Raw genomic sequence first — 13,729 nt, forward strand, 5'->3', positions numbered from 1 at the left:
CCATGTGCACCGGGATGCGGATGGTGCGGGCCTGGTCGGCCATCGCGCGGGTGATCGCCTGCCGGATCCACCAGGTGGCGTACGTCGAGAACTTGAAGCCCTTGGTGTAGTCGAACTTCTCCACCGCGCGGATCAGACCGACGTTGCCTTCCTGGATGAGGTCCAGGAAGAGCATGCCGCGGCCGGTGTAGCGCTTGGCCAGCGAGACCACGAGGCGGAGGTTGGCCTCCAGCAGGTGGTTCTTGGCGCGGCGGCCGTCCTCGACGAGGATCTCCAGCTCACGGCGGAAGACCGGGTCCTGCTCGTCCTCCTCCTCCAGCTTGTGCTCGGAGAAGAGACCCGCCTCGATGCGCTTGGCGAGCTCCACCTCCTGCTCGGCGTTGAGCAGCGGCACCTTGCCGATCAGCTTCAGGTAGTCCTTGACCGGGTCGGCGGTGGCGCCGGCGACCATGACCTGCTGCGCGGGCGCGTCGTCCTCGTCCTCGTCGGACAGGACGTAACCGTCACCCTGCTGAGGCTGCTTCGTGGGCTTCTCGTCCGCGTCGTCAGCGACACCCGCGTCCTCGGCCCAGGCGTCGGCCTGCGGCTCCTCGGGGGAGGCCGCGGCCTTCTTGGCCGCGGTCTTCTTCGCGCTCGTCTTCTTGGCGGCACGCTTCGCCGGGGCCGCGGAGGCCTCTTCGCCGGCGGAGCCCATTACAGATATTGACGCGGGAGCCGCCGGCGAGGCCGCCGAAGCGGTCTTCTTGACGGTTTTCTTGACGGCGGCCCTCTTGACCGGACGCTTCTCCTCGTCCCTCGCGACGGTCTTGCGCGCACGCTTGGCGGGCGCCTTGGCCGGAGCCTTGGGCGCCGTCACCATCAGCGTCACGCCCTCTTCGTCGAGGACCTGGTTGAGGCTGCGCAGCACCCGCTTCAGCTGGTCCGCGGGGATGCTGTCCGCCTCGAAGGCGTGGCGTACGTCGTCGCCGTTGATGTGACCCTGCTCCTTGCCGCGCTCGATGAGCGCGACCAGGGAAGGGGATTCCGCAATCTCCTGTGGGAACGGGCGGGACGGACTGACCGACACGAGGAGCCTCTCGTAGCAAAAATGATGACGAGGCGAGGTCGCATGACGTAATGGGCAGCGCGACGACACCTGTGGGTTCATCGCACGCTCGCGCCATTTCGTTACGCCTTGAATAGAGTGACCTGAACCACTTTCCTGAAACACCCCCGTCGGGACTGCTCCGGTAGCGTGATGCCATGATCACCGGCACCGGCCATGTACTGATACTCGGCGGTACGACGGAAGCCAGGCAGCTCGCGCGGACACTGGCCCCGTGCCCCCTCCTGCGGGTGACGACCTCGCTTGCAGGACGGGTGACACAACCAAGGATGCCTGATGGTGAGATTCGCGTCGGGGGCTTCGGCGGTCCGGGGCCGATGGCGGCCTGGCTGGGCGAGCACCGGGTCGCCGCAGTGATCGACGCCACGCACCCCTTCGCCGCCGTGATCAGCGCGAACGCGGCCGCGGCGGCGACCGCCGCAGGCGTCCCGCTGGTCGCGCTGCGCCGTCCGGGCTGGCAGCCGGGGCCCGGTGACCGCTGGCACCCGGCCGACAGCTTGGAGGACGCGGCGGCGCGGCTGCCGGCGCTCGGCCGCCGGGTGTTCCTCACCACCGGCAGGCTCGGCCTGGCCGCCTTCGCGGGCCTGGACGCGCTCCACTTCCTCGTACGCTCCGTAGAGCCTCCGGAGCCGCCGCTGCCGCGCCACACGCGGCTCCTGCTCGACCGCGGCCCGTACACCGCCGAGGGCGAGCGGGAGCTGCTCCGGACGTACGCCGCCGACGTCCTCGTCACCAAGGACAGCGGCGGGCCCGCCACCGCCGCGAAGCTCACCGCGGCCCGCGAGCTGGGTTTGCCGGTCGTCGTCGTACGCCGCCCGCTCCCGCCGCCGGGGGTGCGCACCGTCCCCGACGTGGCCGGGGCGGTGGCGGAGCTGGAGCGGCTGGGGTGCCTCAGTCGCGGCGCAGCAGATACGTGTCCATGATCCAGCCCTTGCGGGCGCGGGCCTCGGCGCGCAGCGCGAGGATCCGGTCCGAGACCTCCGAGAGCCGGCCGGAGACGAGGATCTCGTCCGCGGTCCCGACGTAGGCGCCCCAGTAGATGTACGGGTCGTCCTCGGCGTAGCGCTGGAACACCTGGTGCGCGTCGAGCATCACCACCACGTCGTCCGCGCTTTCGGGCCAGCCCTCCGCGAGCCGTCGGCCCGTCGTGATCTGGACCGGCTTCGCGACCCGGTTCAGCCCGGTGCGGTGGCGGGCGACCAGCGCTGACACGCTGCTGACGCCGGGCACGACCTCATGGTCGAAGATCACCGTCCCCCGCTCCAGGATCTCCTCCAGGATGCCGAGCGTGCTGTCGTACAGCGCCGGGTCGCCCCACACCAGGAACGCGCCGGTCTGCTCGTCCGCCAGCTCCTCGGTGATCATCCGCTCGAAGATGTCGGCCCGGCGGCTGCGCCAGTCGCCGACCGCGGGGGAGTAGTCGGCGCCGCCGGCCCGGCGGTCACGGTCCGGGTCGCGCCCCTCGACCAGCCGGTACTTCCGGCCCGCCGCGATGTGTGCGTCGAGGATGTCGTGCCGCAGCCGGATCAGGTCCGACTTCTCCTCGCCCTTGTCGAGGAGGAAGAAGACGTCCACCGCGTTGAGCGCTTTGACGGCCTGGATCGTCAGATGGTCCGGGTCGCCCGCGCCGATTCCTATGACATAGATCTTTCTCACCGCACGGAGTCTGCCGCATCGGGTCCGTCCGGTCGCCCGCGCAGGCGCGGAGCGGTCCCAGCGGCCGGTACGGGTTCCGCTTCCCGCTCGACACGGCCCGCCAGCGCCTCGGCCCAGGCGGTGAGCTCGCGGATGCCGAGCCCGTAGGGGCGTGCGTCGCCGTACGCGGCGATTCCGGCGGCCCCGCGCCGCAGCAGCGTCGCACCGCCGTTGCTGTTGCCCCGGGCGGCGTGGGTGAGACCGACGGCGAGCTGGGCGAGGCCGCGCCACAGCGCGCGTTCCGCTTCGGGACCCGACTTCCAGGCGTCCTCGAAGACCTCGTGGGCGTGGAACGGCATTCCGGCGTCGAGCAGCCGCTGCGCCTCGCACACCGTCTCGTCCCCGGTGCGCACCACGCCCTCGGGCTGTCTGGCCACGCCCGGTGCCCCGTACGGCAGCGGTCGCCCGAGTCCGTCGCGCGGCCGCGCGTTGCGCGCCCGTCCCTCGGGGTCGCGGTCCCTCCTGCTCTGCTCCGTGTCGTCCATCCACCCATTGTCACCCGCTCCGGTTTTGGAGCGCTGCGTGCGGACGGGCCCGGGGTCGCCGCGAACTCGAACGCGCTGGAGAGGCGTTGGAGACCCGGGGCCGCCGCGACGGGCAGCGGATTCGGGACCGCTCACGGAGTGCGGTATTGTTCTGTTGCACGCTCAGCCAGGGGAAAACCCCAGGTCAGACGGGCAACGGGACGTGGCGCAGCTTGGTAGCGCACTTGACTGGGGGTCAAGGGGTCGCAGGTTCAAATCCTGTCGTCCCGACTCGAAAGAGTCGCAGGTCAGGGCCGGTTTCAGAGGAATCTGAAACCGGCCCTCGATCGTTTTCGGGAGCCCGTTGGGGACCAACTCGCTTGACCGCGTCAGTGGGTGACCACGATCGAGCCCGACAGGGAGCGCGGGGCGCGCACCACGCTGAGGTGTGCCGAAAGGGCGCCGACGGCGGTGATCTTGTGCACGTCGGGGGGCGGATACCTCTGGGTGGTGGTCAGCGAGCCGTGCCCGGCGATCTTACGCAGGACGTGCACCTGGACCCCGGCATCGGCGAACCAGGTGAGTCCCGTGTGCCTCAGGTCATGGCGGCGCAGGTGCTCGTACCCGAGCTTGGTGATGACGTTGTCCCAGTGGGTGGCGTCACGCAGGACCGTGGTGGAGATACGGCCGCCCCGGGGTCCGGTGAACATGCGGGCATCCGGATCGGGGCCGGCGGCCAGGACGCGCTGGGCTACGAGCGGGCGGCTGGCGCATAGGCTCATGACCGGACCGGCAGCGGTCGGTCACCTGGCAGGTTGTTGCGTCCGGCTCGCCTCGAGTGTGCGACCTGGCGAAGCGGAACTCCGTGCTGGGCTTTGGGGTCCTGGCCGTCGATGGCAGGAATCGCTGCCTCGTGGGGCGGCGAGACGAGCTTCCGGGGCGTCGGGTGTTGTTCCGCCCCGGAGCTGGTGTGACAACGCCACTTTCCGGCCGGTCGGACGGGTCAGGGCCGGTTGTACCGCACGCACTTGGGTGGATTCGTGCTCGCGTCGTCCATACAGACCCTGACGTACGCGGCCCCGCCGGGCGCATCCGCAGGGATGCCGATACGGAACCGGTACGTCACGTCGCATTTAATGCCGGTGTTCCAGGAGCCGAGCTCGTTGCCAGAGGCACCGTACGCGCCGAACCACGCCCTGTTGCAGCCGACGGCCCGGAGTGTTCCATCGGCCCCGACCGACCGGTCGTACCAAGTCAGGGTGCCGCGGACGTAGCTGGCACCGAGTGCAACGTCGAAAGGGGTGATCGGGTAGGCGGCGGTCTGCGCGCCGGCGGCGGGAGCGCCCAGCAAGGTGCCCGCGGTCAGCACGACGGAACCGAGGGTGGCGGCGAGATGAGTCCTCATGCGATCTCCAGGATGGGATGAGCCGGTTCGTCCCGCCGCGTAGGCGCAGACCAGGATGAAGCCTTCGTACGTGGGGTGTCCGGTGATCTGGCGGCGCAGGGCGGGAACCGAGAGCCCGTCGGTGGCGGCGTTGAGGGTATCGATGAGTTCGGGGTGGGCGTCGGCCCAGATGTCGGCAAGGGTGTCGACCAGGGCGGGGACCTGTCCGGAGTCGCCTGTGTCACCGGGCAGGCCCCGCACGGCCTGGTCCTCCTCGCCGTCGGCCTGGTCGCGGCCCTGGTCCCATCTCGGCTTCTGTTCGGAGCTCCGTTTCGGGTTCTCTTCGGAGTTCTCCGCGACGTCGGGGTGATGGCACGATGGCAGCGCTGTGACCTGCTGGACAAGGGGGGAGGTACCTGCGGTTCGCGGACTCACCTGATCGAGGCGACGGCCGCGCCGGCACCCACCAGGTACGGTCCCGAGCAGCCGGCACCGGGGGTGCCGGCCGGCCTCAGCTCGCGGGCTGAAGCGGCCTGGCGATGAGCTGGCACGCGAGGTCCTTGAGGTTCCCGTCATCGAGACAGACCCTGACGTACGCGGCACCGCCGGGCTGGTCCGCGGGAACGACGAAGTCGTGGGACGCGATGGTGCCGCAGGCGATCGGGTAGCCGCCGCCCTGGCCGATCACGGCACGGTTCCCTTGGAGGGTGTAAGCCCACGTGGTCCGGCACGTGACCGCACTGTCCGACACCGCGGACCTGTGCTGCCCGACGACTCGGACCGACCGGTTGTACCAAGTGACGGTTCCCCTGGTCCAGGTGGCACCGAAACTGATGTTGAAGTCGCTGGTGGGATAGGCGGTCGCGGTCGCGGTCTGCGCGCCGGCGGCGGGAGCGCCCAGCAGGGTGCCCGCGGTCAGCACGACGGAACCGAGGGCGGCGGCGAGATGAGTCTTCATGCGATCTCCAGGATGGGATGAGCCGGTTGCGGCTTCACATCCTGGGCCGGCCGGCCACCTGCGGCCTACCTCTTAAGTCACGGCTTAAGGGGGGGCAGGTGCGGCGCCTCGTGCACCTGGGCACGAGTGCCCGGTAGCACTCGCGCAGGGCGGCGCTGAACTCACCGGTCTGACGCCGCGGCGCCCTCGGGCCTCACGGTTCCGTCAGAACACCGGTGCGCAGCAGGGCCAGCCCGAGGGGGGTGATGAGGTGCAGCACGGACCCGCCTCGGCGGCTGGTGGTGATGAGGTCCGTGTTCCGCAGCACGGTCGCGTGCTGACTGGCCGCGGCTGCCGTGACGTTGAGGCGGCGGGCCAGTTCGCTCGTCGTGCAGCCTTCCGCTGTCACATGCAGGGCGGCAGCTCGCGTGCGGCCGAGCAGAGACTCCAGGTTCCGCACAGCGGAGCCGTCCGCTTCCGCCGGTCCGGTACCGGCCAGCGGCTGTCGGAGAGCCGGCACGGTCAGTCGGGGTGGTTGGGCGGTATCGAGCGGGTCCCACAGAAAGCTCACCGGGTGCTTCGAGAAGATCGTGGGCGTGATGATCAGTCCCCTTCCCTGGAGGCGCACCTCGACTCGGCGCGGGTAGGGAGCTTCGAGCACCGGCGGACGCCAGCGGACCAGTGGCGCGCAGATCGAACGCAGCAGCAGATCGATGCCTCCCTCCAGCACCAGGTTCGCGCAACGGGTGGTCAGCGCGACCAGTTCTGTCCGCCCTCGATGCCAGTAGGGCTCCACGGTCAGCCGATGGCAGGCGCGCACGGCTTCGGCGAGCTCCCGCCGCGCGTCGCGGTCGCCCTCGGACACCTGTCTGGCCCACGGCAGGTGTCCGGGGTGGAAGTCGAGACCCTCGAACTCGCGTCGCAGCCGGGACACCGGGGCGTGCAGCAGGTTGTCCAAGGCGTGGTCCAGAGAGGGCACATCACCCATCAGGGCCAGCAGGTCAAGCCCGGGACCGCGCACCGGAACCAGGGACGTCAGGGGGCGCGTGTCGGCTCCCATCCGGCCCGCGACCGCTGACCGCCACGAGCGGAAGTGAGGAAGCTCCCGGTTCTCCCTCAGCAGCTCCAGGCTGTAGTAGACCTCCGCTGCGACACCGATCGTTGCGGCCACCCGTGTCCGGGCAAGGTCTTCCGTCGTGAAGTGAATGCGTAACACCGACCGGCCCCCTGCCACCGAAGTGAAGCGCGTGAGCGCACCCCCAGCATGCCCCAACCCGCCGCGCCCGATCCGGCATTCAGGCGTAGGCCGCGCCCGCTTGCTGACCGCGCACGCGTGCCCGTAAACCGGTTCGTGCGACGGATCGGGTCTGCCCCGGCATGACTCGGATCATCGCTGGCATCTCGGTTTTCTTCGGCGGCTTCGTCGCCGGGCCTGACCGTGTGGCACGCATGCTGGAGACCTCCCGGCGCCTGTAACCGACGGGCCCGCTTCACCGATGCCAAGCGCAAGACCTCGCCTTCGGCTCCTGGGTGGAGAGGGCTGACGAGCTGCCAGCCGCGCACGCACGATTGTGGGCCGGACGGGTTCAGGCAGGAGCCTGGTTGCCGGCGCAACGGGTCTGGGGACCACTTGGGGACCACACAGTGTGCGCGGCGGTGCACGATGGACTCTCTGGTGCACAGCCTGCGCCCGGATTAGGTCTGCTATGTCCGGAAAAAATCCTTGACCTTCACTCCTGGGGGGCAAGGGGTCGCAGGTTCAAATCCTGTCGTCCCGACTCGAAAGAGTCGCAGGCCAGGGCCGGTTTCAGAGGAATCTGAAACCGGCCCTCGATCGTTTTCGGGAGCCCGTTGGGGACCAACTCGCTTGACCGCGTCAGTGGGTGACCACGATCGAGCCCGACAGGGAGCGCGGGGCGCGCACCACGCCGGGATGTGCGGAGAGGGCGGCGCCGACGGCGGTGATCTTATGCACGTCGGGGGCGGGTACCGCTGGGCGGTAGGCCCCGGCCGACGACGTGTTCCGCTTCGAGACCCTTCGCGTACTTCGGGCTCGTGTTTCGGGCTCGTGACGACGTATCCGTGGGGCGTCGTACGCGGAGCCACGCTCGACGTCGTGCTGCTTGACATCCGGTGAGCGGCTCCGCGCGAGATGCCTGATGACCACCATCGGCCTGGGCACAGAACGGAGCGGCAGGAGTATGCCGACGGACCGCGCCGTGCAGGAGCCCGGCGAGGCGGCGGTAGACGAGGGGCGGCGGCCGCGGCGGTCGCTGTGGGGCCCGTCCTGGTCGACCTGCTGCTCGGCGTACCCGCGCTCGCCCCGCTGTACTGCGCCCAGTGGCTGCTCACCGCGTACCTGCCGATGGACTGCCGCAGTTCCGCCGATATCGCAGGGGCGGCGCACTGCGATTACCACACGCTCGACCACGCCTTCCCGATGATGGTGGCCCCGGGGTTGACCGACGCCTTCGTCCTGGCCCTGGTGGTGATGGCCACCACTGCACTGCCGCTCGCACACGGTCGCCGCCTGCGGTCCTGGCTGGGCTCGGCCACCCTGCTCCCGGTCCCGTACGCGGCGCTCCGGACTCTCTGTCCGGACGGCCTCGGTGCTGACCCGGGCGACTGGGCCACCTGGTGGCTCCGGCACGTCACGGGACAACCCTCAGCGGTACGCCCCAGGGCTGTAGGCGGCGCTCAGCTCGCCGTTGAAGGCGATCCCCGCGCCCGTGGTGGCCACCCGCCCCGGGCAGCGTGTCCAGCAGCTCGTACGAGAGGAGCGCGGGCACGAGCGCACTGCTCACTCAGATCTGACCGGCCCGGTCACGGGTGCGGGGGAACAGCTCCCGGGTGCCTCCCGCACCCCGTTCATGGGCGGCTTCCACGCCAAACGATGTCCGGGCGGACGGTCGAGGTGTGCTCGGCGAGCAATCGCGCTGGTGGACTCGGTCCAGGCGCAGGACGGTCTCGGACACGGCGCGGCGCTGCCGGCCCGGTCGCCGACTTCCTGTTGCGGCCCGGCACCACCCCGGACAGCGAACAGGCCATCAGGCAGGGCCAGTTGGTCATGGCCGTGGAGATTCCGGGCCGTCCACGCCCGGTGACGTCCGGCGTCGCCACCGGGGCTTTCCAGGCGTCGTCAGCCGGGGCGCAGACAGCGAGCGGCTCGGGCATCACGGCACCAACGAGTCGGCTGCCGTCCTTTCCGGCCAGGTGAATACTGCTCAGAGACGGCCTGCGGCGAGGGTTTTCGACCGTGGCCGTGAAGACGGTAGACCAGTCCGTCGGGATGAGGGTGACCCGTGCCAGGCGCCAGGCTCTGCCGTACGGCATGCGGCCGTGTTCCGGATACCGCGAGAGAACAGCCCGTAGGTTCGACCCGTCCGCATGGTGAGCCCGCGCTCGCTATGTTTCCGGTGTGGAGAGATCGCTGAGAGCGGGCAGGCTGGCCACCTTTGCCTATTTCGCGCTGAACGGCTTCGTCCTGGGCACGTGGGTCGTCCACATCCCCGCCCTCGAGCAACAGGTGGGGATCAGTCATGCCGTGCTCGGCTGGCTCCTGCTGCTGCTGGGTGGGGGAGCCTTCGTCGGTATGCAGATCGCCGGTCCGCTCACCGACCGCTGGGGCGCCCGCACCGTCGTACCGGTCGGCGGCGCTCTGTGCGCCGCTGCCGTGGTCCTGCCCGGTCTGGCCACGGACGCCTGGACACTGGGCGCGGCTCTGCTGGCGCTCGGCTTCGGCAACGGCTGCCTGGACGTGAGCATGAACACCCATGCCGTTCAGGTGGAGCGCGGCTACGGGCGGCCCGTCATGTCCGCCTTCCACGCCACCTTCTCCATCGGCGGCGTCCTGGCCGCTCTGGCCGGCGCCCGCACGCTCACCTGGGGCTGGGGCCCGGCGACGACACTCGGTGCGGTGGCACTTCTCGGCCTCGCCGTTTCGGTTCTCGCGGCGCCCGCGCTGCTGCGGCCCGACAGCGCCCCCGGCGAACGAACAAGCCCCGCTCCCGCTACGGCTGGGAAGTCCCGGCGCAGGACTCCCCGGCGCATCTGGGCCCTGGCCGTCCTCGCGTGGATGCTGATGCTCTGCGAAGGTGTCGCCTACGACTGGAGTGTGCTGCACCTGCAGGACGTCCTGGACGCACCCGCCGCCACCGCCGCGGCCGCATACGGGGGTTTCTCCACCGCCATGACCGCCGGCCGGCTGCTGACCGACCGGATCGCCGCCCGTTTCGGCCCGGTGGCCGTCCTCCGCTGTGGTGCCTCCGTGGCCGCCTTCGGCCTGACGGCGGCCGCGCTGTCCCCCTGGATCCCTCTGGCACTGACCGGCTGGACCGTGTTCGGGGCCGGTCTGTCCGGCTGTGTCCCCCAGCTCTTCAGCGCGGCCGGCCACGCCGACCCGAGTGCCGCCGGTACCAACGTCTCCCGCGTCGCCGGGCTCGGCTACCTGGGCATGCTCGCGGGGCCCGCCGTCGTCGGATCGCTGACCCACTTCGCCCCGCTGAACCTCACCTTCCTCCTGCCCGTGGTGTTCTGCGTGGTGGCCGCCTTCACGGCCCGTGTACTGCGGCCCGGGCGCGAGGCTCCCGCCGAGGACCGCGGCACCGGTTCGCCCGGGACCGTCCGATGACCGTCCGCTGACCGGGCCGGCCCGGGTACGTATCCGGCGGTCGTGTCCGGATCATCCGCCGGAGCCGGCCATGGCCTCGGAGTCGGAGGCCAGGAGGACCTTCATCGCCGCGTATCCGCCGATCGCGGTACCGGTGTTCGCCGACGGGACCCCGAGCAGGGAGAACGCCTGCGCGGAGCGATCCAGCGGAAGCACGTGCGTCACCAGGGTTTCCAAGGGGATGTCCGATGCCAGATCGAGCGCCGCCTCGAACAGGTGGGGAGGGTACGGGCCGGCGCCCACCACTCGTATCCCCCGGGTGACCAGCGGGCGAAGGCGAACGCGCGCGGCGGCCGGTTCCCGCTCGCCCATCACGACCACCCTCCCACCCGTGGCGATCACGGCGAGTGCCTCCTCGAGCAGGAGGCCCGTCGTGTCGACGATCACGTCCGGGCGGGGGCACAGGACCTCCTTCACGGCCATCAGGCCCTCCGTCCCCACCGGCAGCACGCCCACCGTGGAAGGCAGCAGTCCGCGGGCGAGAGAGATCCGTTCCGGGTCCCGCTCCACCACGCCGACGCGTACTCCACGTCTGGCCAGCACCAGTGCGCACAGCGCGCCGATCGGGCCTGCGCCGATCACCAGCACCCGGTCGTCCCAGCGCGGAGCGGCGGCGGTCAGGTTGTTGAGGACACAGGCCAGCGGTTCGACCAGGGCCGCCCGCCGGTAGGACACGGAGGGGGGCAGCGGATGCGTGAAGCGCTCGGGGAGCACGACGTAGTCCGCCATGGTGCCGTCACGGTCCACCCCGATCTCCCGGCCTTCCTTGGCCTCGCAGTGCGCGGCCATGTTCCGGCGGCACGGACCGCACCGCCCGCAGAAGAACGTGGGGTTGACGACGACGCGGTCGCCCGGCCGTACCGAGCGCACCGCCGCGCCGGTGGCGGCCACCTCGCCGGCCGCCTCGTGGCCGAGGATCACCCCGGGGCGCGCCGGGAACTCGCCGAGCGCGATGGCCCGGTCCGTTCCGCAGATTCCCGTGGCCGCCACCCGTACCAGGACGTCGTCGGCCGTCGACAGGGGGGGAACGGGCCGGACGGCGAGTGACGGCGCACTCCCGCCGACCCCGGCGCGCGTGTCGCCGATCACCAGGGCGGGCATGCTGCTCGTGCTGTCCATGAGCTCACACTCCTTCGACGGCTGACGCGGCTTCGGCCCTGCCGGGCCGGCCGCCTGCCGGGATGGTCGGGAACGGTCGAACGGGACGTGGCGGAGCGGAGAGGGACGATCTGCGGATGAGGGTGTTGCTGCTCGGAGCCTCCGGTTACGTCGGAGGCGGGCTGTACCGTGACCTGTCGTCGCGTCACGAGGTGGTGGGGACACGCGCCGCCCGTCGCGTCCCCGGACTGGTTCCCCTGGACCTCCGCGACGAGCGCGGACTGCGGGAACTGGCGGGGCAGGGCTTCGACCTGGTGGTGCACGCGGCCGGCCTGGTCGACCTCGACGCGGCGGAGGCCGATCCCGTACTCGCCCACGCGCTGAACGTACGTTCCGTCGAGGTGCTGCTGGCCGCGGTCCGGGGCACGCGTACCAAGATCCTTCTGCTGTCCAGCGACAATGTCTTCGACGGCACCCGGAGCGTGTACGTCGAACCGGACCCGCGCTCGCCGCTGAACACCTACGGACGGACCAAGCGCGCCGCCGAGGACGTCCTGCTTTCGGCCGGCGGAGGGCACCTCGTCGTACGGATTCCCCTGGTGTACGGCCACAGTCCTTTCTCGGACCGGTTCATGGCCCGCTTCGAAACGCCGGTCGTATCCGCCCGGGTCGATGTCGTATGCGCTCCGGTGCCTCTGGCCGGCTTGGCGTCGGCGCTGGAACACCTGTGGGACGCCACCGGGGTGGTGCACTACGGCGGCGCCGAGGTGGTGACCCGGTTCGCCCTGATGTCGCGTATCCAGGAAGAGCTGGAACTCCCCACCCGCGTGGTTCCCGTCGAGCGCGCTGACGTGCCACCGGTTCCCCACCGCCCGCAGCGGCTGGTGCTGCGCAGCCTTCACCACGGCCTGCTCGCCCCGGACCTGGACACCGCCCTGGCCGGGATGCGCCGTGACGGCAGGCGCTGACGGACACCGAGGACCGGGGGCACGGCCGGCCCGGACCTGTCGTGGGTCCGGGCCGGCCGTGCGGGCCGGTGGTCCGGGCCCGTTCGTCCCGTGTTCCGTCACGGGGCGTACGGGCCCCCTGTCGCCAGCGCCAGATGCCGGTGGACGTCCACCGTCCCCTCCTTGGCCAGCTGCCCCAGCAGGTCGTTCAGCAGCAGTGTTCCCAGCAGGTAGTGGCCGAGGGCGAGTTCCTCCGGCGGCGAGTGCCTGCCGTCCACGTCCGGCTTCGGCTTGCGGTCCGACAGCCGGCAGGGTGCCTCGGCCAGGACGTGCAGATCGTGGGTGAGCAGGAGCCGTTCCCGCCAGTCCCGGTCGTCCGCGAAGAGCGCGTCGGGCAGTTCCCCCGCCTCGACGTGGGGCACGAAGCGGTGGGCCGCCGTGCGGTAGCCCGGGTAGACGGGGTGACGGAAGCGCACGCTGTACTGTCCGCTCCGGCCGGAGCCGCCGGCCGGTGAACGGCGGACGTCGATTCCCAGGCGGAGCATGGGGTCCCATACGGTGAGGCTGAACAAGGTCTTGGCCAGGTCGTACACGGGGTCCCAGGGGTCGGTCGAGCCCCGTGGGTCGATGAGGCGGAAATCCGCCCGCCCGGTGCTGTCTTCCGTCCCGGTCGGTCCGTCCGCGATCAGCACGTTGCGGACGTTGGCGTCGCCGTGGGCCGGAAGGCCGAGGCGGTGCGGCCCCAGTCGCTCCAGCGTGTCGCCGCCGGTCCGCAGCAGGTCGCGCAGCAACGGACCGGGAGCCCGGCAGGGAGAACCGTTGACCACCAGTTCCTCCAGGCCCGCGATCTCCGGCAGATACCGCTCCAGTACCGGCAGACGGCGCAGGAACCTGCCGATGTGCACGTCTGCCAGGTGCTTCCCGGGCGACGCCGGCCGGCCGCCGCCGCCGCCACCACCGCCGCCCCCGGCCCCGTAGCCGTGCAGGAAGAGTTCGGTGGCGACGGTGTCGTGCCGTGAGAGGAACAGCTCCTCGTGGCCCGCGCCCTGCCGCAGGCAGGCGGCGAGGTCCTGGGAGGGGAAGTACGGCGTGGTGCAGGCGGCCCAGTTCCCGCCCTCCACGCTGTGCAGGACGGGCAGGTAGCGGCTGCCGAGGCGGGGAGCCCGGTGCCGTATGTGCTGGAGCTGGAGGAGTTTGCCGCGGAAGGATCCCAGGTCGTGTCCGTCGACGGCCCCGGCCCCGGCGGTCAGGACCTTGACGACGACGTCCCGGCCGTCGGCCGTGCGGGCTCGGTGGACCCGGGCGGGGGAGCCGCCGTCCAGGATCTCCGCGCCGACCTCCAGACCGAGGCGCCGGGCGGCGGCCCGCAGGGCGTCGCGTTCGGTGGCGCCGACCGGGTCGTCCATGGGAGGTGGCTCCCTCTCGTCCGT

At 71.0% G+C, this 13,729-nt stretch carries 11 protein-coding genes, 1 tRNA gene and 1 pseudogene; 4 read left to right on the forward strand and 9 right to left on the reverse strand.

The window, feature by feature from the left end; translation table 11 throughout:
• Window positions 1-1,066, reverse strand: a 1,066-nt coding sequence (locus ACWDZ4_RS16480) for a sigma-70 family RNA polymerase sigma factor (protein ID WP_451509092.1), incomplete at its 3' end; no start/stop codon positions are given.
• A gap of 176 nt (window positions 1,067-1,242) precedes the next feature.
• On the opposite strand from ACWDZ4_RS16480, the gene ACWDZ4_RS16485 reads away from it, so the two are divergent.
• Window positions 1,243-2,028, forward strand: a complete 786-nt coding sequence (locus ACWDZ4_RS16485) for a cobalt-precorrin-6A reductase (RefSeq protein WP_451509093.1) — start codon at window positions 1,243-1,245, stop codon at window positions 2,026-2,028.
• Here the strand turns inward: ACWDZ4_RS16485 and cobF are convergent.
• Together cobF and ACWDZ4_RS16495 are read right to left on the reverse strand one after the other, a co-directional pair.
• Window positions 1,997-2,761, reverse strand: coding sequence for a precorrin-6A synthase (deacetylating) (gene cobF / locus ACWDZ4_RS16490; RefSeq protein WP_451509094.1), 765 nt, complete (start codon window positions 2,759-2,761; stop codon window positions 1,997-1,999). The two genes, ACWDZ4_RS16485 and cobF, sit on opposite strands and share 32 nt — an antisense overlap.
• The gene (locus tag ACWDZ4_RS16495; protein WP_451509095.1) at window positions 2,758-3,285 is read right to left on the reverse strand and encodes a DUF309 domain-containing protein; all 528 of its coding nucleotides are present in this window, start codon (window positions 3,283-3,285) and stop codon (window positions 2,758-2,760) included. Before ACWDZ4_RS16495 ends, cobF begins: the two co-directional genes overlap by 4 nt.
• Before the next feature lie 196 nt (window positions 3,286-3,481).
• Between ACWDZ4_RS16495 and ACWDZ4_RS16500 the strand changes: the two genes are divergently transcribed.
• Window positions 3,482-3,555: transfer RNA gene (locus tag ACWDZ4_RS16500), tRNA-Pro, on the forward strand.
• A 98-nt stretch (window positions 3,556-3,653) separates the two neighbouring features.
• Here the strand turns inward: ACWDZ4_RS16500 and ACWDZ4_RS16505 are convergent.
• The 4 genes and pseudogenes from ACWDZ4_RS16505 to ACWDZ4_RS16520 form a co-directional block, all read right to left on the reverse strand.
• Window positions 3,654-4,028: pseudogene (locus ACWDZ4_RS16505) on the reverse strand (tyrosine-type recombinase/integrase); the annotation flags it as partial.
• A 239-nt stretch (window positions 4,029-4,267) separates the two neighbouring features.
• A complete protein-coding gene (locus ACWDZ4_RS16510; protein WP_451509096.1) occupies window positions 4,268-4,909 on the reverse strand; it encodes a hypothetical protein in 642 nt (213 codons plus the stop codon).
• A 250-nt stretch (window positions 4,910-5,159) separates the two neighbouring features.
• Window positions 5,160-5,606: a hypothetical protein gene (locus ACWDZ4_RS16515; RefSeq protein WP_451509097.1), complete on the reverse strand. Its 447-nt coding sequence runs from the start codon at window positions 5,604-5,606 to the stop codon at window positions 5,160-5,162.
• 193 nt (window positions 5,607-5,799) lie between these two features.
• Complete coding sequence (locus ACWDZ4_RS16520) at window positions 5,800-6,756, reverse strand: ArsR/SmtB family transcription factor (RefSeq protein ID WP_451509098.1); 957 nt, start codon at window positions 6,754-6,756, stop codon at window positions 5,800-5,802.
• 2,247 nt (window positions 6,757-9,003) lie between these two features.
• On the opposite strand from ACWDZ4_RS16520, the gene ACWDZ4_RS16525 reads away from it, so the two are divergent.
• The gene (locus ACWDZ4_RS16525) at window positions 9,004-10,215 is read left to right on the forward strand and encodes an MFS transporter (protein ID WP_451509099.1); all 1,212 of its coding nucleotides are present in this window, start codon (window positions 9,004-9,006) and stop codon (window positions 10,213-10,215) included.
• 51 nt (window positions 10,216-10,266) lie between these two features.
• On the opposite strand, the gene ACWDZ4_RS16530 is transcribed toward ACWDZ4_RS16525, so the two are convergent.
• The gene (locus ACWDZ4_RS16530) at window positions 10,267-11,373 is read right to left on the reverse strand and encodes a zinc-dependent alcohol dehydrogenase (protein ID WP_451509100.1); all 1,107 of its coding nucleotides are present in this window, start codon (window positions 11,371-11,373) and stop codon (window positions 10,267-10,269) included.
• A gap of 116 nt (window positions 11,374-11,489) precedes the next feature.
• Between ACWDZ4_RS16530 and ACWDZ4_RS16535 the strand changes: the two genes are divergently transcribed.
• Window positions 11,490-12,320 carry an SDR family oxidoreductase gene (locus ACWDZ4_RS16535; protein WP_451509101.1) on the forward strand — a complete coding sequence of 277 codons (831 nt, stop codon included), beginning with the start codon at window positions 11,490-11,492 and terminating at the stop codon, window positions 12,318-12,320.
• 98 nt (window positions 12,321-12,418) lie between these two features.
• Here the strand turns inward: ACWDZ4_RS16535 and ACWDZ4_RS16540 are convergent, their stop codons facing one another.
• Window positions 12,419-13,705 carry a hypothetical protein gene (locus ACWDZ4_RS16540; protein WP_451509102.1) on the reverse strand — a complete coding sequence of 429 codons (1,287 nt, stop codon included), beginning with the start codon at window positions 13,703-13,705 and terminating at the stop codon, window positions 12,419-12,421.
• Between the last annotated feature and the right edge of the window lie 24 nt (window positions 13,706-13,729).

The organism is Streptomyces sp. NPDC003016 (assembly GCF_053591455.1).

Excerpts from the sequence above, each read along its gene's own strand:
- ACWDZ4_RS16485 (WP_451509093.1), top strand. The coding sequence starts at position 1,243 with ATGATCACCGGCACCGGCCATGTACTGATACTCGGCGGTACGACGGAA.
- ACWDZ4_RS16495 (WP_451509095.1), bottom strand. The coding sequence starts at position 3,285 with ATGGACGACACGGAGCAGAGCAGGAGGGACCGCGACCCCGAGGGACGG.
- ACWDZ4_RS16515 (WP_451509097.1), bottom strand. The coding sequence starts at position 5,606 with ATGAAGACTCATCTCGCCGCCGCCCTCGGTTCCGTCGTGCTGACCGCG.
- ACWDZ4_RS16530 (WP_451509100.1), bottom strand. The coding sequence starts at position 11,373 with ATGGACAGCACGAGCAGCATGCCCGCCCTGGTGATCGGCGACACGCGC.
- ACWDZ4_RS16535 (WP_451509101.1), top strand. The coding sequence starts at position 11,490 with ATGAGGGTGTTGCTGCTCGGAGCCTCCGGTTACGTCGGAGGCGGGCTG.
- ACWDZ4_RS16540 (WP_451509102.1), bottom strand. The coding sequence starts at position 13,705 with ATGGACGACCCGGTCGGCGCCACCGAACGCGACGCCCTGCGGGCCGCC.